This window comes from Paraburkholderia sp. Ac-20336 (genome assembly GCF_017105025.1).
Lineage (GTDB): Bacteria > Pseudomonadota > Gammaproteobacteria > Burkholderiales > Burkholderiaceae > Paraburkholderia.
Window position 1 is genome coordinate 14,339 of sequence record NZ_JAAGPS010000081.1, and the last position, 20,540, is coordinate 34,878.

General features: G+C 62.3%; 24 protein-coding genes, 1 tRNA gene and 2 pseudogenes. 5 read left to right on the forward strand and 22 right to left on the reverse strand.

Annotated features, from left to right (window positions below):
- Positions 1-154 precede the first annotated feature (154 nt).
- From GXB81_RS21020 to GXB81_RS21040, 5 genes are read right to left on the reverse strand one after another with little or no spacing between them, the layout of a single operon-like run.
- Positions 155-433 (reverse strand): hypothetical protein, encoded by a 279-nt coding sequence (locus tag GXB81_RS21020; RefSeq protein ID WP_205990232.1) that lies wholly within the window; start codon positions 431-433, stop codon positions 155-157.
- 20 nt (positions 434-453) lie between these two features.
- Positions 454-702 carry a hypothetical protein gene (locus GXB81_RS21025; RefSeq protein ID WP_167048362.1) on the reverse strand — a complete coding sequence of 83 codons (249 nt, stop codon included), beginning with the start codon at positions 700-702 and terminating at the stop codon, positions 454-456.
- Between the two features lie 4 nt (positions 703-706).
- Positions 707-928, reverse strand: a complete 222-nt coding sequence (locus GXB81_RS21030; protein ID WP_205990233.1) for a hypothetical protein — start codon at positions 926-928, stop codon at positions 707-709.
- A complete protein-coding gene (locus tag GXB81_RS21035) occupies positions 925-1,239 on the reverse strand; it encodes a hypothetical protein (protein WP_167048358.1) in 315 nt (104 codons plus the stop codon). The genes GXB81_RS21030 and GXB81_RS21035 overlap by 4 nt, the downstream gene beginning before the upstream one ends.
- A 5-nt stretch (positions 1,240-1,244) precedes the next feature.
- Positions 1,245-2,165, reverse strand: a complete 921-nt coding sequence (locus tag GXB81_RS21040) for a replication initiation factor domain-containing protein (protein WP_167048356.1) — start codon at positions 2,163-2,165, stop codon at positions 1,245-1,247.
- A gap of 426 nt (positions 2,166-2,591) precedes the next feature.
- Here GXB81_RS21040 and GXB81_RS21045 point away from each other — a divergent pair, with 426 nt between their 5' ends.
- Together GXB81_RS21045 and coaD are read left to right on the forward strand one after the other, a co-directional pair.
- A complete protein-coding gene (locus GXB81_RS21045; RefSeq protein ID WP_167048354.1) occupies positions 2,592-2,873 on the forward strand; it encodes a hypothetical protein in 282 nt (93 codons plus the stop codon).
- 108 nt (positions 2,874-2,981) lie between these two features.
- The gene (gene coaD / locus GXB81_RS21050; protein WP_167048352.1) at positions 2,982-3,497 is read left to right on the forward strand and encodes a pantetheine-phosphate adenylyltransferase; all 516 of its coding nucleotides are present in this window, start codon (positions 2,982-2,984) and stop codon (positions 3,495-3,497) included.
- A 40-nt stretch (positions 3,498-3,537) separates the two neighbouring features.
- Here coaD and GXB81_RS21055 read toward each other — a convergent pair.
- Positions 3,538-3,861 (reverse strand): annotated as a pseudogene (locus GXB81_RS21055) (winged helix-turn-helix domain-containing protein); the annotation flags it as partial.
- A gap of 122 nt (positions 3,862-3,983) precedes the next feature.
- Between GXB81_RS21055 and GXB81_RS21060 the strand changes: the two are divergent.
- Positions 3,984-4,241 (forward strand): YfhL family 4Fe-4S dicluster ferredoxin, encoded by a 258-nt coding sequence (locus GXB81_RS21060; RefSeq protein ID WP_167048310.1) that lies wholly within the window; start codon positions 3,984-3,986, stop codon positions 4,239-4,241.
- A gap of 118 nt (positions 4,242-4,359) precedes the next feature.
- On the opposite strand, the gene hisC is transcribed toward GXB81_RS21060, so the two are convergent.
- The 8 genes from hisC to GXB81_RS21100 form a co-directional block, all read right to left on the reverse strand.
- Positions 4,360-5,439 (reverse strand): histidinol-phosphate transaminase, encoded by a 1,080-nt coding sequence (gene hisC / locus GXB81_RS21065; protein WP_167048308.1) that lies wholly within the window; start codon positions 5,437-5,439, stop codon positions 4,360-4,362.
- A gap of 64 nt (positions 5,440-5,503) precedes the next feature.
- Positions 5,504-6,109 (reverse strand): aminoacyl-tRNA hydrolase, encoded by a 606-nt coding sequence (gene pth, locus GXB81_RS21070; protein ID WP_205990234.1) that lies wholly within the window; start codon positions 6,107-6,109, stop codon positions 5,504-5,506.
- 149 nt (positions 6,110-6,258) lie between these two features.
- Positions 6,259-6,873 carry a 50S ribosomal protein L25/general stress protein Ctc gene (locus tag GXB81_RS21075; RefSeq protein ID WP_167048306.1) on the reverse strand — a complete coding sequence of 205 codons (615 nt, stop codon included), beginning with the start codon at positions 6,871-6,873 and terminating at the stop codon, positions 6,259-6,261.
- 163 nt (positions 6,874-7,036) lie between these two features.
- Positions 7,037-7,993 (reverse strand): ribose-phosphate pyrophosphokinase, encoded by a 957-nt coding sequence (locus GXB81_RS21080; protein ID WP_167048304.1) that lies wholly within the window; start codon positions 7,991-7,993, stop codon positions 7,037-7,039.
- Positions 7,994-8,067: 74 nt separating this feature from the next.
- Positions 8,068-8,144, reverse strand: a tRNA-Gln gene (locus GXB81_RS21085).
- A gap of 52 nt (positions 8,145-8,196) precedes the next feature.
- Complete coding sequence (ispE, locus tag GXB81_RS21090; RefSeq protein WP_205990235.1) at positions 8,197-9,078, reverse strand: 4-(cytidine 5'-diphospho)-2-C-methyl-D-erythritol kinase; 882 nt, start codon at positions 9,076-9,078, stop codon at positions 8,197-8,199.
- A 129-nt stretch (positions 9,079-9,207) separates the two neighbouring features.
- A complete protein-coding gene (lolB, locus tag GXB81_RS21095; RefSeq protein WP_167048300.1) occupies positions 9,208-9,840 on the reverse strand; it encodes a lipoprotein insertase outer membrane protein LolB in 633 nt (210 codons plus the stop codon).
- A complete protein-coding gene (locus tag GXB81_RS21100; RefSeq protein ID WP_167048298.1) occupies positions 9,840-11,681 on the reverse strand; it encodes a tetratricopeptide repeat protein in 1,842 nt (613 codons plus the stop codon). Before GXB81_RS21100 ends, lolB begins: the two co-directional genes overlap by 1 nt.
- A gap of 87 nt (positions 11,682-11,768) precedes the next feature.
- Between GXB81_RS21100 and mutM the strand changes: the two genes are divergently transcribed.
- Both mutM and mutY read left to right on the forward strand, forming a co-directional pair.
- Positions 11,769-12,599, forward strand: a complete 831-nt coding sequence (gene mutM / locus GXB81_RS21105) for a bifunctional DNA-formamidopyrimidine glycosylase/DNA-(apurinic or apyrimidinic site) lyase (protein WP_167048296.1) — start codon at positions 11,769-11,771, stop codon at positions 12,597-12,599.
- A 7-nt stretch (positions 12,600-12,606) separates the two neighbouring features.
- The gene (gene mutY / locus GXB81_RS21110) at positions 12,607-13,752 is read left to right on the forward strand and encodes an A/G-specific adenine glycosylase (protein WP_205990236.1); all 1,146 of its coding nucleotides are present in this window, start codon (positions 12,607-12,609) and stop codon (positions 13,750-13,752) included.
- 75 nt (positions 13,753-13,827) lie between these two features.
- On the opposite strand, the gene GXB81_RS21115 is transcribed toward mutY, so the two are convergent.
- From GXB81_RS21115 to GXB81_RS31520, 8 genes and pseudogenes are all read right to left on the reverse strand, one after another.
- On the reverse strand, positions 13,828-14,463 hold the full coding sequence (locus GXB81_RS21115) for an LON peptidase substrate-binding domain-containing protein (protein ID WP_167048292.1): 636 nt from the start codon (positions 14,461-14,463) through the stop codon (positions 13,828-13,830).
- A gap of 39 nt (positions 14,464-14,502) precedes the next feature.
- The gene (gene rapZ, locus GXB81_RS21120) at positions 14,503-15,396 is read right to left on the reverse strand and encodes an RNase adapter RapZ (RefSeq protein WP_167048290.1); all 894 of its coding nucleotides are present in this window, start codon (positions 15,394-15,396) and stop codon (positions 14,503-14,505) included.
- A gap of 114 nt (positions 15,397-15,510) precedes the next feature.
- Positions 15,511-16,479, reverse strand: a complete 969-nt coding sequence (hprK, locus tag GXB81_RS21125) for an HPr(Ser) kinase/phosphatase (protein ID WP_008921706.1) — start codon at positions 16,477-16,479, stop codon at positions 15,511-15,513.
- 68 nt (positions 16,480-16,547) lie between these two features.
- Positions 16,548-17,063 (reverse strand): PTS sugar transporter subunit IIA, encoded by a 516-nt coding sequence (locus tag GXB81_RS21130; RefSeq protein WP_167048288.1) that lies wholly within the window; start codon positions 17,061-17,063, stop codon positions 16,548-16,550.
- A 323-nt stretch (positions 17,064-17,386) separates the two neighbouring features.
- The gene (raiA, locus tag GXB81_RS21135; protein ID WP_167048286.1) at positions 17,387-17,743 is read right to left on the reverse strand and encodes a ribosome-associated translation inhibitor RaiA; all 357 of its coding nucleotides are present in this window, start codon (positions 17,741-17,743) and stop codon (positions 17,387-17,389) included.
- 169 nt (positions 17,744-17,912) lie between these two features.
- On the reverse strand, positions 17,913-19,427 hold the full coding sequence (locus GXB81_RS21140) for an RNA polymerase factor sigma-54 (RefSeq protein ID WP_167048284.1): 1,515 nt from the start codon (positions 19,425-19,427) through the stop codon (positions 17,913-17,915).
- Positions 19,428-19,637: 210 nt separating this feature from the next.
- Positions 19,638-20,414, reverse strand: a complete 777-nt coding sequence (gene lptB / locus GXB81_RS21145; protein ID WP_167048456.1) for an LPS export ABC transporter ATP-binding protein — start codon at positions 20,412-20,414, stop codon at positions 19,638-19,640.
- 17 nt (positions 20,415-20,431) lie between these two features.
- Positions 20,432-20,540: pseudogene (locus tag GXB81_RS31520) on the reverse strand (lipopolysaccharide transport periplasmic protein LptA); the annotation flags it as partial.

Genomic DNA, 20,540 nt, shown 5'->3' on the forward strand with positions numbered 1-20,540 from the left:
TCCCCATTGACCAGCGTATCTTTTCATTGCCCGTCAAGGGTTCGCTTCGCCGCTACGCGCCCTTGACGGATTCCAGCGTCATCGCACTGACAAAAAAAGCCGGTCGCGAGGACCGGCAAAGATACAGCAAGCAACCGTTACACGTAACGCAAAATCACGCCGCTGCACTCCCATGCGAAACTTCCACCGGTTTCGCATGCGAAAGTTCGGATGCCGAAGCAAGAAAGCCTTCCACATCCCCCAGCTTCGACTGAGCATACTGCGCCAACATCGAAAACGCGGCATTGCACGCGAAAGGATAGGCAGGCATACCGCCTTCCACTCGAGACGTAGACAGCACGTCCGCAAGCTCTTCCACGGCAGTCAGCACCATCGACACCGTACGCGCCGCATCGAGCAGCGCCGGGACTTCCACCGAATCACGACCGTTCATCCCACACCCCGTAACGAAAATTAGTTAGCCTGACCAATGAAGAGCGGAACAGGCGAACTGACCGCTTCGAGCTTTGCCTCGCCCTCGTACACAACCCGCCCATTTCGCTTAAACACGTACGGCACAACGACAAAGCCACTAACCGTAACGCCAAGGTCGAACTTGCCCGACTCGTCCAACCACTCCATGTAGGCGAAAACGAGATTCTCAGCACCTTCGAACGAACGTGCCTTACCTGCGTTATAGCCAGCCACGACGACCTGGAACATAACGCTACCCTCCCACCAAAACGTTACCAGAAGGAGAATTGGCAATTACATCGTATTCCGAAGCAAATCCGTTTCGAGAGCCGTTGAACACCACCCGGACGCACTGACCCGACTCAACTTGACCATTCAACACAAGCCCTTCCAGGTGAGAAACGACCATCAATCGTGCCTCATCAGGATTGACTGCATCACCGATACGCCAGCCGGCCACCAGAACCTCAATCATGACGGCACCTTTGCGCCCTTCGGCTCCATCGCAAGCGGCCTGATCGACGTGACGACGTTACGGTCGCCGTTCGCCTTGCCGTTCGTCGTCTGGATCATCGACACTTCCGCTAGAAACGGCATCGGGTTGTGCAGGATGCTCTTCACGACCTCTGACTTCTCAACCTTCAATTCATTCGTACACACGCCGCTCGCCGTCTCGCCGCGCAACTCAACGTCAACGAAAATCGCCGCACTGTCCAGATCCTTCCCATCGATATTTCCAGTGAAATACTTCGCACCACGAATCGTTACCTTCGCTAGCATTTCCATCACTTCTACTCCTTAACATACGACGCAGGTTCGTGCGCGCCATGCACGTGCGTTGCCAACGCAGAACGATGCATTCGCGGGGGTACGCCTTCCTGACGCACATCCACCACCAACGCGGCAAAATCTTCGCCGTTCTCGATCAACGCCTGGTTGATCACCTTCCCGTACTGTGTCCGGATCGCCCGCTTCGCCGTCTCGAGCGTTGTTTCGCGTTCAGTCTGGTCTGTGCGACACCGCAGGGCCGCCACGTCGATAAATTGCTCGAGCGCCTTGTGTGCGCCAACGAAATAGTGGTCCGTCTTGAGCACGATCTCATGCGGTATCACGCGGTCCTTGTTGCCGAACTGGATTTCCACCCGCACCCATTCACTATCAACGTTGCCAAGCTGACGGCCCTTCTCGTAGGCCCGTACCATCTTCCCGCTCGTACGCAACCCGATCTCCAGCGTCGTACCGCCGCAACCACGCGCCGACGCATTCCCGCTCTCGATCTTCCGGTAGTCCGGAATCCGGCCGCCGCAGTGAAACTCCCCAGCGCCGTACATTGCGTCGATCTGCTCGACCGTCACTTCCCCGTGCAGGAAGTCCATAGCGAGGTCGCAGCGCGTCACCCGAGCATCGAGGTCCTGCATGGTCGCGTAGACCGCCTGCCAGTCCGTTACGACCGCACAGCCCCGCCCGGAGAAATCCACACAGATACGCCGATCGCCGCCGTTACGCCCGCCCCACGCGACGATACCCGCCCGTATCCATTCGCCGTCGAGGAACGTCATCACGTCCATGCTGTCGGCATAGCCCTGAATGCCCTTGTGCGCGGGAACCATGTTCAGCGGCATCGCCGTCCATAGCTTCAGGTAACGCCGGACCTGCTCCAAACCGTCAGGCACCGAACCCGTCGGCTCGAACGTGAAACGCAGCCAGTCCACGATTGCCTTTGCGCTGTCGGTAGACTTTCCCCCCGTATTACCGGACGGGGGGAGGGCGGCTGCGCCGCCCGGCGCTCCGCGCGACACGCGCTGCGGCGCGGCGGGCTCTTCGCAGCCGCCTGGCGCCCATCCAGCCTTCGGGGTAGCAGTTGGTCGGCGACGGCTCATTCAGCGCTCGCCATGTAGATCGGATTTCCCGTTATGGGTAACGAAAAATCGATTGAAAGGTAAGAGAAAGAAAAGGCCGCTTGGGCAGCCAGGCAGGATGTGACCAACAAAAACAGCAGCTCCGGCATTCGCATACCGCTATCGCCCCCCGACGTGATGCTGGTAGACTTCGCTCTACCTGCTTTGCCAGAAATTTCTAGCAAAAGTAGGAATTTCTGAATTTATACATTGCCTAGAAATTTCAGTCAAGGAGTGGAAATGGACATCGGCGAGCTTCTGGATGCTGCAAAGCGCAAAAAGCGCACGCTCGGCACCGTCGCGAAAGAGATGGGACTTCCGAATCAGACCCGACTGTCGGAATGGCGCAGTGGACGCTTTAAACCAACCGCCACACAAATTGCGCAGCTTGCGGAGATAGCTGAACTGCCAATCTTCAAGACCGTCGCAGAGGTCGAGGCGTCGCTTGAGGTTGGTGATGCGGCACAGGTTTGGCAACGAGCACTAAAAACTCTGAACGGCGCGCTCAAAATTCAGGAATAATGCGCGTTCCAAAAAAGGGCCGGGCGGTTTATCGTCAGCGCGTCCGGAGTCAAATGCGTCGCGTGGACGCTTTGCCGTGCCCTTTTGTCTGAATAGAGGAGAAGTCTCATGGTAGTCGCCGTGTACCCGGGCACGTTCGACCCGCTGACGCGCGGTCACGAAGACCTCGTTCGGCGCGCGTCGAGCATTTTCGACACGTTGGTGGTGGGCGTTGCCGACAGTCGCAACAAGAAGCCGTTTTTTACGCTGCAGGAGCGCCTCGCGATTGCACACGAAGTGCTCGGGCACTACCCGAACGTCAAGGTGATGAGCTTCAAGGGGCTCCTCAAGGATTTCGTGCGGACCAATAACGCGCGCGTGATCGTCAGGGGCCTGCGTGCCGTGTCGGATTTCGAATACGAGTTTCAGATGGCGGGCATGAACCGCTATCTGTTGCCCGACGTCGAGACGATGTTCATGACGCCGTCCGATCAGTACCAGTTCATCTCGGGCACGATCGTGCGCGAGATCGCGCAACTGGGCGGCGACGTCAGCAAGTTCGTGTTCCCGTCGGTCGAAAAATGGCTGAAGGAGAAGGTCGCTTCGCTGGACCCGAATGGCGGCGCTCAGGCGGCGCAGCCGTAACCGGCCGGACGGCGGCCGATAGTTTCGGGTACGGCCAGGCGCCCTTTGCCGCTTTGGCGAAAGCCTCGGCGAATTTGTCGAAATGTCTGAGCGAGGCTGGCGTGAGTTCGATCTGCTTGCGCCGGGCGTCTTCGGTATCGTTGAGCACGATCCAGCCTTTCTCGCACATCGATGAAATGCGGCCATGCAGCGTGGCCGGCGAGCCCAGCTCGCTGTGACCCATCATGTCCTTCACCGGGAGGCGCTCCTTGTTCTGCGTTGCGCGCACCACGAATTCAAGGATTTTTTCTTCGAGCGGGTCGAGTGCCGGTAGCGTGGGCAGGCCACGCTGCGCTTCGGTCAATTGCAGAAATCGGAGATAGATGTCGGCTGGATTTTAGTTATCGTCGATCTGCGTCGTGGTGAAAAGGCGCTTGGCTTCATGCGCCCGCGCGCCAGGATGAAAAGCTATAATGTATTGTTTTTCATAGGAAAGTTGGTGGCGGCATGGCCTTGATGATTACCGACGAATGCATCAATTGCGACGTCTGCGAGCCGGAGTGCCCGAACGATGCGATTTCGATGGGCACGGAAATCTATGTGATCGATCCGAAGAAATGTACCGAGTGCGTCGGCCATTTCGACGAGCCGCAGTGCATTCAGGTGTGCCCGGTGGAGTGCATTCCACGCGACCCGGAACATCTGGAAACGCGCGAAGGCTTGATGGCGAAGTATCACGCGCTGCAAGCCGCGAAGGGTGCGTGACGTTCGGGGTTGATGCGTGCAGCAAAAAAATGGCGAAGGCTGAATGGGTCTTCGCCATTTTTGTTTCTGGCTTTTGTTTTGCGGTGGTGTTTTCCTCAGGCCGCCGAGGCGCGCATCGCTATCCGGCGTACGTGCTGAAAATAGCGCGTAACGCATCCAGCAGAATGTCGCATTCAGCATCGGTGCCGATCGAAATTCGCAGGTGCTGGTCGATACGCGGCGCCTTGAAATGGCGCACGAAAATTTCTTTCTCCCTGAGCCGCAATGCGAGCGTCGCCGCGTCGTAGCCCGCATGGCGCGCGAACAGCAGATTCGCGGCCGACGGCAAGACTTCGAAGCCGAGCGCGCCCAGTTCCGCGGCCAGGCGCTCGCGGCTCGCGATCACCTTCGCGCAGCAGTCGCGGAACCAGGCGTCGTCTTCGTAGGCGGCGGTCGCGGCCGCTTGGGCGAGCCGATCGAGCGGGTAGGAGTTGAAGCTGTCTTTCACGCGGTTCAGCGCGTCGATCAGCTCCGGATTGCCGAACGCGAGGCCGACGCGCATGCCGGCCAGCGAACGCGATTTCGACACGGTCTGCACGACGAGCAGATTCGGATAGCGATCGATCAGCGCAATTGCCGATTCGGCGCCGAAATCGACGTAAGCCTCGTCGATTACGACGACCGAATCCGGATGGCGCGCCACGAGACGTTCGATGTCCGCGAGCGGCAACGGGCGGCCGGTCGGCGCATTCGGGTTCGGAAACAGGATGCCGCCGTTCTCCACCGCGTAATCGTCGATGTCGATCGCAAAGTTGTCGTCGAGCGCGATGGTCTGGTAATCGACTTCGAACAGCCTGGCGTAGGTCGGATAGAAGCTGTACGTGATGTCGGGGAACAGCAGCGGCTTGCCGTGCTTGAGCAAAGCCTGGAACGTGAGCGCGAGCACCTCGTCCGAGCCGTTGCCCGCAAACACCTGTTCGGCGCGGATGCCGTGATAGGCAGCGACCGTTTCGCGCAGCTTGCGCGCGGTAGGGTCCGGATAGCGGCGCAGCGCTTCGGCCGTGTCGCCGAGTTCCTGGCGGATCGCCGCGAGCACGCGCGGCGACGGCGGGTACGGATTCTCGTTGGTGTTCAGCTTCACCGGATGCGCGAGCGCGGGCTGTTCGCCCGGCACATACGGCGTCAGACGGTGGACGATGTCACTCCAGTAACGGCTCAAGCGATTCTCCTGGCGATGTCGATTGCAATGGCGATGGCGGCCGGCCGCGCCGGTCAGCCGTTATTCAGCCGTTATTGCGATGCAGCTGCATCATCGCGCGCTCCAGCTCGCCCTTGATGACCTGGGGCATGACCGCGAGGGCGCGTTCGATCGACGCGTCGATCACATCCTGCTCTTCGCGGCGCGGCGGTTTAAGCACGTAATTGGCGACGTCGGGTTTGGCGCCGGCGCGCGCGCTTTCGGGAATCAGGTCGCGCGGATGGCCAATGCCGATCCGCAGCCGCCAGTATTGCTGCGACGACAGATGCGCGCTGATGTCCTTCAGTCCATTATGCCCGCCGCTGCCGCCACCGAGCTTCAGCTTGACGCTGCCGGGCGGCATGTCGAGCTCGTCGTGCGCGACCAGAATCTCGTCGGGAAGAATCTTGAAGAACTGCGCCACGGCCACGACCGATTGGCCGGAGCGGTTCATATAGGTTTGCGGCTCCAGCAGATGCACTTCCTCGCCGTGCACTCGCGCTTTCGCGTAAAAGCCGTGGAAGCGCCGCTCGTCGCGCAGCGTCGTGCCTGCCTCGCGCGCGAGTTGATCGACCAGCCAGAAGCCGGCGTTGTGACGCGTCGCGGTGTATTCGGCGCCCGGATTGCCGAGCCCGACGATCAGCTTGATCATGATTGCGTGAGTCCATCTGGCCCGGAAGGGAACTGCAGCCGGACCCAAAAAGCCGAAAAAAAACCCGCCAGGGCGAACCTCGGCGGGTCACATCGACCGTTTCATGGGAAACGGATCGAGAGGATTGCTTGCTCTGAACCGAAAGGCCCTTAAGCAGCCGGCGTTTCGCCTTCAGCAGCAGCGGCGTCTCCGGAGATCGCGCCAGCCGGGATCGTTGCAGCAGCAACCACCGGGTTTTCCGCGTCGACGTGGGCGACGAGCGCCACACCTGCCGGCAACGGGATGTCCTTCGCGTGAACCGATTGACCTGCTTCGATCTTCGCGAGGTCGACTTCGATGAATTCGGGCAGTGCCGACGGCAGGCACTCGATTTCGATTTCGTTGAGGACGTGCGAGATCACCGCGCTCGACAGCTTCACTGCCGGGTTGCTTTCCTGGTTCAGGAAGTGCAGCGGCACCTTGGTGTGCAGCTTCTTCGATGCGTCGACGCGCTGGAAGTCCACGTGCAGCACGAGCTGACGGAACGGGTGGTATTGCACGTCGCGCAGCAGAACCTGTTGCGACTTGCCGGCCACTTCCAGTTCGAGGATCGACGAGTGGAAAACTTCTTTCTTGAGCGCGTGCCACAGGGCGTTGTGATCGAGTTCGATCAGTTGCGTGTCAGCACCCGCGCCATAAACGATACCCGGGGTCTTACCCGAGTTACGCAGGCGGCGGCTCGCACCCGTACCTTGCAGGGAACGCTCGAAAGCGACTACTTTCATGTTGAATCTCCAATGCACTGCCCGCGACCAGGCAGTAAAAACAGGGTCTCGAAGCCGTAATGGCTGAGGCCCGGGATAGCGGCACGAACCTTCGTTCGTTCATGCCGATTGTGCAAAAACGCCGCGTGTCGCATGAAGCGGTACGCGGCGTCTTCGCAAATGCTTAACTCTCGGCGAACAGCGACATGACCGAATCGCCGCGGCGGATGCGCGAGAACGTTTCGGCGAGCAGGCCGGCGCTCGTCAACGAACGGATCTTTGCGCACGAACGGGCTTCTTCGCCGAGCGGGATCGTGTCCGTGACCACGAGTTCGTCGAGTGCGGAAGCGGCGATACGCTCGCCTGCGCCGCCCGACAGAACCGGGTGAGTGGCGTACGCGAACACCTGCTTCGCGCCGCGTTCCTTCAGAACCTGCGCGGCCTTGCACAGCGTGCCGGCCGTGTCGACCATGTCGTCCATGATCACGCAGGTGCGGCCTTCGACTTCACCGATGATGTTCATCACTTCGGCGACGTTCGCCTTCGGGCGACGCTTGTCGATGATCGCGAGATCGCAATTGAGCTGCTTTGCCAGTGCACGGGCGCGCACCACGCCGCCGACGTCCGGCGAAACGACCAGCAGGTTGTCGTAGTTCTGCTTGCGCAGATCGCCGAGCAACACGGGCGTTGCGTAGATGTTGTCGACCGGGATGTCGAAGAAGCCTTGAATCTGGTCAGCGTGCAGATCCATCGTGATGATCCGCTCGACGCCGGCGATTTCCAGCATGTTCGCCACGACCTTCGCCGAGATGGCGACGCGCGCCGAACGCGGGCGCCGATCCTGACGGGCATAACCGAAGTAGGGGATGGCGGCGGTGATCCGGCCTGCGGATGCGCGCTTGAGCGCATCGACCATGATCATCAGTTCCATCAGATTGTCGTTCGTCGGTGCACACGTGGATTGCAGGACGAAGACATCCTTGCCACGCACGTTTTCCTGAATCTCGACCTGGATCTCACCGTCCGAAAAACGGCTGACCATTGCTTTGCCGAGGGGAATACCGAGGTTTTTGACGACTTCCTGGGCAAGCGCGGGATTTGCGTTGCCAGTAAAAACCATCAGGCCGTCATGGCTGCTCATCGTGCACCTACTTCAGGCTGGGGGCGGGAGAGATATGATTGCTGTGACGAACCACAGCGAACTACGAGAATTTTTGGCAGGGGAGAAAGGATTCGAACCTTTGCATGCCGGAATCAAAATCCGGTGCCTTAACCAGCTTGGCGACTCCCCTACACTAACTTTGAGCTCCGCCGACCGTGGAGTTTCGTTCGACGATGCAAAACTTATGACGCGAAAGCAAAGAGTGGATGCTGATCCAGGCCCGCTGCCACTGCACTGTTCCATTCGCTTGGCAACTTGGCTTGCGCCGCTTCTGCCTCGGCTTTGCTACGGAACGCTGCAAAAACACTCGCACCCGATCCGGACATCCGCGCTGGCGCGATGTTTTCAAACCATCGCAGCACTTGCGCTACTTCCGCGTACTTTCCTACGACAACCTGCTGCATGTCATTCCGGCCAAAACTTTCCGGCCAGTCAGTGTTGCAGCTGTGTTCTGCAGGAAAGTCCGTAATTATGAGGGGCTTTGTATCTCTTGTCAACGCTTTTTCGGAAAAAATCGCTGCAGTTGGAACCTGCACCCTCGGTGTCACTACCAGGAAGTGACGCGGCGGCAATTGTACAACGTCTAACGCTTCCCCAACACCCTCTGCGAAGGCATTTTTCCCAAATACGAAAAAAGGCACGTCCGCACCGAGCTTCAGCGCAAGATCCTGCAATTCCTGGCGCGGAAGGTCGAGTTTCCATAAGCGATTGAGCGCGAGCAGCGTCGTCGCTGCGTCCGAGCTGCCACCGCCGAGTCCGGCGCCCATCGGCAGGCGCTTGTCGATTTCGATGTCGACGCCCTCGCGCGAACCCGTGTGCGCTTTCAGCAGCGTCGCGGCGCGTACCGTGAGGTCATGCTCGGGCGGCACATCGGCGATTTCGGTGCGGCGTGTGATGAGCCCGTCGTCGCGGCGCGTGAAGTGCAGCGTGTCGCCCCAGTCGAGCAGCTGAAAGACCGTTTGCAGCGTGTGATAGCCATCTGGCCGGCGGCCCGTGATGTGCAGGAAGAGATTCAGTTTCGCTGGCGCGAGGCAATCGCGCAGCGAATCGGTTGTTTCGATCATGAGTGAAAGCTACCTGCGCCAAGGTGGCGCCAAACGGGCGGTAACGCTGCGTGAACGGATGCAGGGGCGAAGGTTTTCAAAGCGGCCTTCGAAAGCGGCCGTCGTACCGGCCGCCCTGGCGAAAAGCCGTCACTGATCCAGCACGAGCTTGATGTCGAGCGGCGGCTCCGAGCGGCTCAGATTGAGGCGCTTTACGCCGGTAGCCGGTGCATCGGCATACGCGAGATAGTCGATGGTCCAGCCGTCCTGCGTGATCTGCTTCAAGCGCGACGGCTGCTGCGGGTCGTTCTCGGTCTTCGCGCGCGAGGTCGGTGCGGGAGACGGCTGCAGCCAGTAGCGCAGACCTTCGACCGGCAGCGTGAACCCGAGTGCATTCTGCATCAGCGTGGAGACGTTATCCGCGGTGAGCGGTGCGCGGTTCGGCAATTCGAGCGTGGCCGAGGCCGGCGACGACGTGACGATAGCCAGGGTCTGACCAAGCGGATTGCGCAATTGCAGGGTCACGGTGTCGCCGGTTTCCTGCCACGAGAAGTTGCCGTAGGCGTTGCGTTGCTGGCCGTTCTGGTCGTTGTACTGGACCGCGAAACGGCCCTGATACGAGCGGCTCGTTTGCGCGGTCACTTCGGTCGCGGCCTTCGACGTGGACGCCCCCTGCGGTTGCACCGACGCGCAGCCCGCCAGCGCGACAACGGCCGCCGCCGCGAATCCGAGCGCCATGCCGCGCGGCGCCCCGGAACAGGAAATCAAACGGGAAAGACGCATCAAAGATCGTTTACCTGAAGACGTTGCAGCGTTTTGACGAGGGTGTCGTTGTCCGGCTCGAGCTTGCGCGCGGCACGGAATGCTGCGCGCGCCTCGTCCTGCTCGCCGGTTTTCCACAGCACTTCGCCGAGGTGTGCGCCGATTTCGGCGTTCGGCTGGATGCTGTACGCCTTGCGCAGCAGCTTGATCGCATCCGCCGTGTTGCCCATCCGGTATTTGACCCAGCCCACGCTGTCCATGATGAACGCGTCGTTCGGCGCGAGGGCCGAGGCCTTTTCGACCAGCTTGTCCGCTTCCGGAAGACGCTGATTGCGATCGGCCAGCGAATAGCCGAGCGCGTTGTACGCCTGCGGATTGTCCGGCTGCGTCTTCATCAGCTTGCGCAGCTGCGCTTCCATGATGTCGTAATGGCCGGTCTTTTCGGCGGCCATCGCGTAGTCGTAGGTGAGGTCGGGGTCGTCGGGGAAGTTTGCCGTGGCTTGCTGCAGACGCTCCTCGGCCTCGGGGTAGCGCTTCGCGTCGAACAGGATCGCGGCGTCGGTGCGCGCGATCAGCGCCATGTCGCGCGGGTCGGAGGTCTGCAGGCCGGCGAGCAGCTTGCGCGCGTCGTCGGTCTTGCCCTGCTTCGCGAGCAGCTGCGCGCGCGTGATCTGCGCGGGCATGTACTGCTGGCTGGTCGGCGCAATCTTGTTGAGCCAGTCGTTCGCTGCCGCTTCGTTTTTCTGTTCGAGCGACAGTTGCGCCAGGTAGATGTAGGCCTGGCCCGCATCGGCGCCCGGCGTCTTGTCAGCCAGCTGCGCGTATTGCGTCAGATAGGTCTGCGCGTCGGCGAAATTTTTCTGCTGGATCTTGATCAGTGCGAGCGCCATCAACGGCGTGAGGTCGTTCGGGTTCGCCTTGCGCATGCTCTCGAACTGCTTCTGCGCGTCGTCGAGACGGTCGCTCGCGAGATACATCTGCGCGAGCGCGAGCCGCGCGTCATGCGATTTCGGATTCTGCTGCACGTATTTTTCGAGCGACGCGATGCCTTCCTTGCGCTCTTCCGGGCCCATTTGCGAGAGCGTCAGCGCCGCCGGCAGATAGTCGGGCTTCAGGGTCAGCGCCTGCTCGAGCGACTTGCGGGCGCCCGGCGCGTCGTCGGACAGCAACTGCTGACGGGCGAGCGCGAGTTGCGCTTCAGGCCGGTTCAGGTCGTTCTTCGCGAGGTCCTGCAATACATGCAGACCGCCGATGCGATTCGGGCCGCGCGAGAGCAGCAGCTGCAGCGAGAGGATCGCGTTGCCGCGGTTTTCCTCGGGCACCTTCGCCAGTTCGCGCGCGAGGATCGGCGCCGCGTCGTCGGGCTTGCCGGACAGCACGAGCAGCGAGGCGTCGAGTTGCGCGGCGCGCTCCGAATCCGGCGCGTACTGCTGCCATAATTGCGCGGCGGCCAGCGCGTCCGACGGGCTTTGCGCGGCCAGCGCGATTTCGGTGGCGCGCTGCGCCATGCGCGGGTCGTGCGTGTCGCGCGTGAGCGCGAGGTAGGTTTGATAGGCGGGCGCCGGCTGGTCGCGCTGCAGCGCGATCTCGGCGGCGAGCACCTGGAAGACGATCTGGCTCGACAACGGCACGTCCGGCAGCGACTTCTCGTCTTCGGGCGTTGCGGGACCGAGCGGGTCCGGCAAGGTGACCGACGTGTCGTCCGAATCCGGCGCGGGGTCCTGCGCATGCGCGGGCACGGCGGCCAGCGCCCATAATGCGAGCGCGGCTGCGCCGAGCATCCGCCGGGCGGATACGGCATGTGGCACGTTGGACATGCGCGCGAGGCGCCTTGAAAGCAGCTTCACGAAGGACACGTTCATGGAAATCCGTTCAATGTTTCAGTCGATTGTAACGCGCTCGCTACAATACGCGCACAACCACACACGCAAGTAGCAGACCGATCAGACATGCCAGAGTTGCCAGAAGTCGAGGTTACCCGCCGAGGGATCGAACCGTATGTGTCCGGGCGCAAGGTCGAGCGCGTCGAAGTGCGTACGCCCGCGCTGCGCTGGCCGATTCCGGCCGGCCTTGCGAAAACCTTGCGCGGCCATGTGGTGCGCAAGGTCGAGCGGCGCGGCAAGTACCTGCTGTTCGAAATCGACGCGGGCTGGTTCATCGTGCATCTCGGCATGACCGGCACGCTGCGCGTGCTGCGTCACGTGCCGCAGCCGCCGGCCGCGGCGAAGCACGATCACGTCGACTGGATCTTCGACGACTTCATCCTGCGTTATCGCGATCCGCGGCGTTTCGGCGCGGTGTTGTGGCATCCGCGCGAGGCGGGCGACATCCTTGCGCACCCGCTGCTCGCGGGGCTCGGCGTCGAGCCCTTCTCGCCGGCGTTCTCGGGCGCTCTGATGCACCGGCTGACGCGCGGGCGCAAGGTGTCGGTGAAGCAGGTGCTGCTGGCCGGTGAAATCGTCGTCGGCGTGGGCAATATTTACGCGTCGGAGAGCCTGTTTCGCGCGGGCATCCGGCCGACCACCGCGGCGGGGCGCGTCTCGCTCGCGCGCTATGAACTGCTCGCCGACGCGGTGCGCGTGACGCTTGCCGCCGCGATCGAGAAGGGCGGCAGCACGCTGCGCGATTTCGTCGGCAGCGACGGCGAAAGCGGCTACTTCCAGCTCGACTATTTCGTCTATGATCGCGCGGGCCAACCCTGCCGCGTGTGTGCAACGCCCATCAAACAGATCGTGCAGGGGCAGCGCTCCACGTACTTCTGTCCCACCTGCCAGCGCTAGATTTCCGATGCCTTCCCGCCTGACACCCACTACGACCCCGCGTGCGAACTCACGCGCGGGCGCGTCCGCCGCGGCGCCCGTTTTTCCCGCGATGCCCGATTTTTCCGCGCGCCTCATCGCATGGCAGCGCCAGCACGGCCGGCACGATCTGCCCTGGCAGAACACGCGCGACCCGTACCGCATCTGGCTGTCGGAAATCATGTTGCAGCAGACCCAGGTGTCGACGGTGATTCCGTACTACGCGAAGTTTCTCGCGCGTTTTCCCGATGTCGCCGCGCTGGCCGCCGCCCCATCCGACGACGTGATGGCGCTGTGGGCCGGCCTCGGCTACTACACGCGCGCGCGCAATCTGCATCGCTGCGCGCAGGTCGTGGTCGAGCGGCACGGTGGCGCGTTTCCGGCCTCGGTCGACGAACTCGCGGACCTGCCCGGCATCGGCCGCTCGACGGCTGCCGCGATCGCCTCGTTCGCCTTCGGCGCGCGCGCGACGATTCTCGACGGCAACGTGAAGCGCGTGCTCGCGCGCGTGTTCGGCGTCGACGGATTCCCGGGCGAGAAGAAGGTCGAGAACGCGATGTGGACGCTCGCCGAATCGCTGCTGCCGGTCGATGCATCGGACGACGAAGTTAGCGCGTACACGCAGGGCTTGATGGATCTCGGCGCGACGCTATGCGTGCGCGGCCGGCCAGACTGCGCGCGCTGCCCGTTCGCCGTCGACTGCGTTGCGAATGTCACCGGACGTCAGCGCGACTTGCCCACGGCGCGGCCGAAGAAAGCCGTGCCGACGCGCCGCACCTGGATGCTCGTGCTGCGCGACGGCAACGCGGTGATGCTCGAGCGGCGGCCGCCGTCGGGCATCTGGGGCGGCTTGTGGAGTCTGCCCGAAGCCGCCGACGAAGCCGCGCTCGCCGAGCGCGCGCGAGCGTTCGGTAGCGACGGCACGGTGTCGCCGCTCGCGCCGTTTTCGCATGTATTCACGCATTTCAAGCTCGATATCGAGCCGCGCATCGCGGAGCTGGATCGCGGCGCCGGCGCATTGGCGGCGTTGAACGACGCCGATACCGCATGGGTCGCGCTCGGCGATCTCGATTCGTTCGGGGTGCCGGCGCCGGTGCGCAAGCTGCTGGACAGCCTGCAGGGTTCGTTGATCTAACGGATCGTGCGCAGCGGCGGCGCTGCCGGCATCGTGTGTGCTGCCGCTCGTGCAATGCTCGCGGTTGCCGTCACGTCACAGTAGCTGATGTTGCTGCATGTAGTGATGCACGACGTCGATGCGCGCGCCGGCATCGGTCAGTTCCATCAGCTTTTGCCGGGCGCGCAGCGCGATCGGCAGCACTTCGGCGAGACGGTTCGACACCCATGAGGGATCGGCGAGCCTGAACGGCTCCGCGAACGGCAGACTATCCGGGTCGCGCTCGCGGATCGTCGCGATGATCCTTTCGAGCACTTCCGCGCAGGCGCCGAATTTGGCCAGCAGATCGTTGCCTTCGAGCGGCTGATCGTCGGCGAGCGGCTCCGCCATGCCGACCAGCAAACCGCTTGCTTCGACGCGATGCGACAGCAGGCGAAAACGCTTCGTGCCGCGCGCGCGAATCAGCAGCATGCCGAACGCTTCGACGTCGCATTCGTCGATTTCGGCGAGACAGCCAATGGCTTCGGGCACCGAAGGCTCTTCCTCGCGCGCCACTTCCGCTCCGCTTTTCAGCAGGCATACGCCGAACGAGGTCTTTTCGCGCAGACAGTCGCGCGCCATGTCGAGATAGCGCGCTTCGAAAATCTTCAGCGGCAGCAATCCATCGGGGAACAGCACCGTATGCAGCGGAAACAGCGGCAAATCGGCGTACACAGTAGGCGTAGAGGACATGGCGCAACGCTTTCGGTTAAGGCCGCGCGATGCGGCCAGTTAAGCGATCAGCTTCGATGATTCGCCGACGTCGACCGGCGCATCGCGGTGCCGCACAATCACATTCGCCGATGTTGCGAGACGCGCGGCAAGCGTCTCCGCGATGAACACCGAGCGGTGCTGGCCGCCCGTGCAACCGATTGCGACGGTCAGGTAGCTGCGATTGTCGTCGCGGAAATGCGGCAGCCACTTGGACAGATACTTCTCGATGTCGTCGATCATCTCGTGGACGACCGGCTGCGCATCGAGAAAATCCATCACCGGTTTGTCGAGGCCGGTGAGCGGCCTCAATTCATGATCGTAGTACGGGTTCGGCAGCGTGCGTACGTCGAATACGAAATCCGCATCGAGCGGCACGCCGCGTTTGAAGCCGAACGACTCGAACATCAGCACGAGCCCGGCGTCTTCCTGTTCGATGAAACGCTTGACCCATGCGCGCAGCACGTTCGCGCGCAGATTGCTCGTGTCGATCTGATGGCCGAATTCGGCGAGCCCCGCGACCAGTTCGCGCTCGCGCTCGATCGCTTCGGCGAGCGAGGTGAGCAGGCCCACGTCCGCATCGTGCGCGGGCGAGCCGGATAGCGGATGGCGCCGGCGCGTTTCGGAAAAGCGTTGAATCAGCGACTGCGTGCTTGCGCTCAGAAACAGCACGCGCACGTCGTGCGAGCGTTTGAGATCGCGGATCATCGCGGGCATTTCGTCGAGCGACGAACCCGAGCGTGCGTCGATCGCGACCGCGAGACGATCCTGGCCGTCTTCGGCGAGATAGCTGGCGAGTTGCGGCAGAAAGCGCGGCGGCAGATTGTCGACGCAATAATAGCCCGCGTCTTCAAGCGCGTTCAGGGCAACGGACTTGCCGGAGCCGGAGATGCCGGTGATCAGGATTATGCGCATGGAGTCGTCGAAACCGTAAATTTCATCATAGCATCCGGTTTCCATGTGCGTGCCCGCGGACGGGCTTTTTGCCGCGGGCGCTGCATGGCTTGGGCGGCGCGGCCCGGCCCGGCTTCAGATCAGCTTGCCGGGAAACTGGCTGTCGGGGTCCTGCATGGCGAGACGCTGGCGGTCCATGAAATCGCGCAGCGTGTCGATGCCGCGCAATTGCAGGATCGTATTGCGCACGGCCGCTTCGACTAGCACCGCGAGGTTGCGGCCCGCAGCCACCTGAATCGTGACCTTGCTGATCGGCAGACCGAGCACGTCGACAGTCTGACTCTCCAGCGGCAGGCGCTGGAATTCGCCGTCGGGGCGGCGTACCAGTTGCACGATCAGCTTCAGCTTCATTTTCCGGCGCACCGCCGTTTCGCCGAAGATCGTCTTGATGTCGAGCAGACCGAGGCCGCGCACTTCGAGCAGATTCTGCAACAGCGGCGGGCAGCGTCCTTCGACGAAGTCCGGGCCGAGGCGCACGAAGTCGACCGCGTCGTCGGCGACGAGACCGTGGCCGCGGCTGATCAGTTCGAGCCCGAGTTCGCTCTTGCCGAGACCCGAGTCGCCGGTGAGCAGCACGCCCATGCCGAGGATGTCGAGAAACACGCCGTGCAGCGTCGCGCGCGGCGCGAGGATGCGCGACATGTAGAGACGCAGGCTGTCGATCACCGCGGCCGCCGAGGTCGGCGTCGTGAAGAGCGGCGTGGACGAGCGCGTGCAGCGCAGCACCAGTTCCGGCGGCGCGGCGACGCCGCCGGCCACCACCAGGAACGGCGGCTCCAGCGCAATCAGCTCGGCCATGTGGCGCGAGCGGTCTTCGTCGGTCTGACGTTTGTAGTAGTCGATTTCGGCGTCGCCGAGCACCTGGATCCGGTTCGGGTGGATCAGGTTCAGGTGGCCGACGAGGTCGGCGCTCGAGGTGGCGTTGGCGACCGATTCCGAGGAAAAGCCGCGCTCCCAGCCTTCATGCCCCGTGAGCCAGCTGAGCTTCAGCATGGCTGCGTTGTCGTCGAAAATGCTCTGGGCGTTGATGCTGGACGTATCCATGAGTCGGTGACTCCAGTGTGGGCCGCTTGCCGGGCCGTGCTCGCGTGCGCGGGGTTACCGCCGCTGCATCAAGGTTGCCACTGAGTGAGCAGGCGATGCAACGATTCGCGGTCTTCTTCGGTATGCAGGCGTTCGCGAGCCTCGCGATCGGACAGCAACTGGGCAATCTCGGACAGGATTTCGAGGTGCTGTTGGGTAGCCTGTTCGGGCACGAGCAGGAAGATCAGCAGCGAAACCGGCTGACCGTCCGGTGCTTCGAAAGGGATGGGTTCCGCGAGACGGACGAACGCGGCGAGCGGCTGCTTGAGGCCCTTGATGCGCCCGTGCGGAATCGCGACGCCTTCGCCGAGTCCGGTCGAACCGAGGCGCTCTCGCGCAAAAAGATTGTCAGTGACGGTACTGCGGGCGATGCCGTTCTGGTTCTCGAAGATCAGGCCCGCTTGCTCGAACACGCGTTTCTTGCTGGTGACCGATAGTCCGATGACGACGTTCTCGAGGGGAAGAAATTTGGCTAAACGATTCATGTTGACAGGCGAAAACGTGGCCTGGGTTCTCCCCACCGGGGCGTTTAAGTGGCGTTCCATTCGTTTGATGCTCGCGAAGACGTGCGGTGAGAGCCGTCGCCCAAAGCGCGAGACTCCGGCCGGCCGTATTCAAAGAGCTGGCTTGACCCCGATGGTAACCGGAACATTATAGAACAGGGTAGCGGACGATGGTGCGGCGCGCCATTGATGCATACCAGGTTTTTCACCGCTTGCGCCGCGACTCGTTTCGCTTCGCGCAAAGACTGGCGAAAACCATGCACGGCATGCGGAAACGGCGCGGGGAACGTGGCCCGAAAACGAAAAACCGCCCGGTTGCGGGCGGCTTGACGGAGCGGGAAAATGAATGATTTCCTCTAATTCTCCTATTGCGGCGGCACGTCCAGTTGCGGCGCCGGCTGATACTTGATCGCCTCGTGCTGATGTCCTTGCAGACGATCCTTGTGGCGGATCACCTGTCTGTCGAGCTTGTCGATCACAAGATCTATCGCCGCGTACAAATCACTGTCACAACTCTCGACAAAAATGTCTTTACCCTTCAGATGGAGATTGATTTCCACCTTCTGACGCTTGTCCTTTTCCTTATGGTTGTCGACCGAGAGGACCACACTGCCGTCGATGACCTGATCGAAATGTCTTAGCACCCTGTCCAGTTTGGTGATCACGTATTCGCGCAACGCAGGCGTTACTTCGAGGTGGTGTCCACTGATCTTGAGATTCATAGTGCTTCTCCAAGCTAATGCCGCTTGGTCCGCACAATGACAAAGGTCCGGTCGATCTGACGGCTTGCCTGTGTCGCCCCCCGGTGACTGACATCTGGCAGGTCGCAGCGGCCGGCCTGTCCGTCATGCACGGAGCGGCCGGTAAATGCCCGCTGCAAAACGCGGCGGGCTACAGAGACTTGCGCAGGTTGACTGCCGGGATCTTGAGCGCTTCACGGTATTTCGCCACGGTACGCCGTGCGACCACGAAGCCCTGTTCCGCCAGCAATTCGGCTATGCGACTGTCTGAGAGTGGCGATTTTGGGTTTTCCGCTCCTATCAGTTGTTTGATCAGCGCGCGAATGGCCGTTGAAGAGGCCGCGCCGCCTGTGTCAGTCGATACGTGTGAGCCGAAAAAGTACTTGAATTCCAGCGTCCCGAATGGGGTCAGCATGTATTTGCCGGTTGTCACACGCGAGACAGTTGACTCGTGTAGGCCCAGCGTATCAGCAATTTCCCGCAAAACCAAGGGGCGCATGGCAATTTCGCCGTGCACGAAAAAGCTCTTCTGACGCTCGACGATTGCCTGCGCAACTCGCAGGATCGTCTCGAAACGCTGCTGGATGTTTTTGATCAGCCAGCGTGCTTCCTGAAGCTGCTGGCGCAATGAACCGCTGCCGGGATCGCCCCGGTTATTGCGCAGAATATTCGCGTACAGATGGTTGATGCGCAGCTTCGGCACGACTTCGGGATTCAGTTCGGCCTGCCATCCTTGAGCGGTTCTGCGCACCATGATGTCGGGCACGACGTAGTCCGCTTCGGCCTTGCCGTAGGCGGCGCCGGGAAACGGTTCGAGCGAGCGGATCAGCACATGGGCGTCGCGCAGATCGTCGTCGTTCGCTTTCAGGTGCTTGCGCAGACGCGTGAAATCGCGCGCCGCGAGCAATTCCAGGTGATGGCCGACAATGTCTAGCGCGAGCGTGCGGGTGGGCGACGGATCGAGCCGCAGCAGTTGCAGCTTCAGGCATTCCGACGCGGAGCGCGCGCCGACCCCGGCCGGGTCGAAGCTATGCAGCAGCGCCAGCGCGGCATTCAGTTCGTCGAGGTCGACTTCGAGTTCGTCGGGCAGATCGGCCAGCACTTCTTCGAGCGTGGCGGCGAGGTAGCCGTCGTCGTCGAGAGATTCGATCAGAAACGTGACGAGCGCCCGGTCGCGCGGGCTCGCCTGGGTGACGCGCAGTTGCGCCATCAGGTGATCGCGCAGTGAGGTGCTCGACTCGTGGATTTGCAGCGGCGGCAGGTCGTCGTCATCCGACGCGTTGCCGGAGCGGCCGTAGTCGTCGAGGTTCCATTGCGATGCGTCACCGCCGTCGCCCGAGAGGCCGTTGTATTCGTCGACACCTTGCGGCTCGCCGTTTTCGGCGCGCTCGCCCGTGCCGTCGGACCCCGACGAGCCGTTGCCGGCCATCGGGTCGGACGGCGTGGACGCACCCGGCGTCTGGGCGATCACCGAACCGTCGGCAGCCACCCGCAACGGGCTCGCGATCCATTCGTCCTCGTTCTCGAGGAGCGGGTTCTGCGAGATCGCCATGGCGACTTCCTGCTGCAGTTCGAGCGTCGACAACTGCAGCAGCCGGATGGACTGCTGTAGTTGCGGCGTCAGCGCAAGATGCTGCGATAGGCGGAGTTGGAGGCTGGCTTTCATGGCAAGTTGAGATTCATTGTAGAGAGTTTGCCACGACCGCGATACCTTGCGACACCCGCAATTACGCATGCGCGAGTTTTCCGGCAAGGCGAGGCGCCAGCCGATGCCGTGCGGAAATGGACGTGCGGGGAGACGAGAGGCGGCGAATGTGCGGATGCCGCAAAAAGGACCGGCCGTGCGTATTCGCGCGGCCGGCGACCCTTGATGTGCTTACATGCGGAAGTGTTCGCCGAGATAGACGCGCCGCACGCTTTCGTTCTCGATGATCTCGCTGGGCGCGCCGGCCGCGAGCACGCTGCCGTCGCTGATGATGTACGCGTGATCGCAGATGCCGAGCGTCTCGCGCACGTTGTGGTCGGTAATCAGGACGCCGATATTGCGCTGCTTCAGGAACTTGACGATCTTCTGGATTTCCAGCACCGCGATCGGATCGACGCCCGCGAACGGTTCGTCGAGCAGAATGAAGCTCGGGTTGGTGGCGAGCGCGCGGGCGATTTCCACGCGGCGGCGCTCGCCGCCCGACAGCGACAGCGCCGGATTGTCACGCAGATGCGCGATCTGCAGCTCGTCGAGCAGCGCTTCGGTGCGCGACCTGATGGCGTCCTTGCTGAGCCGCTTGCCGTTTTCTTCGTGCTGCAATTCGAGCACCGCGCGAATGTTTTCCTCGACGCTGAGCTTGCGGAACACCGAGGCTTCCTGCGGCAGATACGACAGGCCGAGCGAGGCGCGCTTGTGGATCGGCAGCAGGCTGATCGATTTGCCGTCCAGATCGATTTCGCCGGCGTCGAGCGGCACGAGACCCACGATCATATAGAACGACGTGGTCTTGCCGGCGCCGTTCGGGCCGAGCAGGCCGACCACCTCGCCGCTTTTCACGTCGAGCGAGACGTCCTTGACGACCGTGCGCGAGCCATAGCGCTTCTTCAGATTGCGCACGACCAGCGAACTGCTGGTGCCGGCCGGCTTGCGATTGGGCAGGGGCGCGATGTTGCCGCTGATGGTGCTCACTGGTTCGGCGCTCCCTGGATCGAGGTGGACGGCGCGAGCGTGGCCGAGGCGCCGGTCAGCGGCGCGGCGCCGCCGTTGCGCGGCGCGAGCATCGCGCGCACGCGG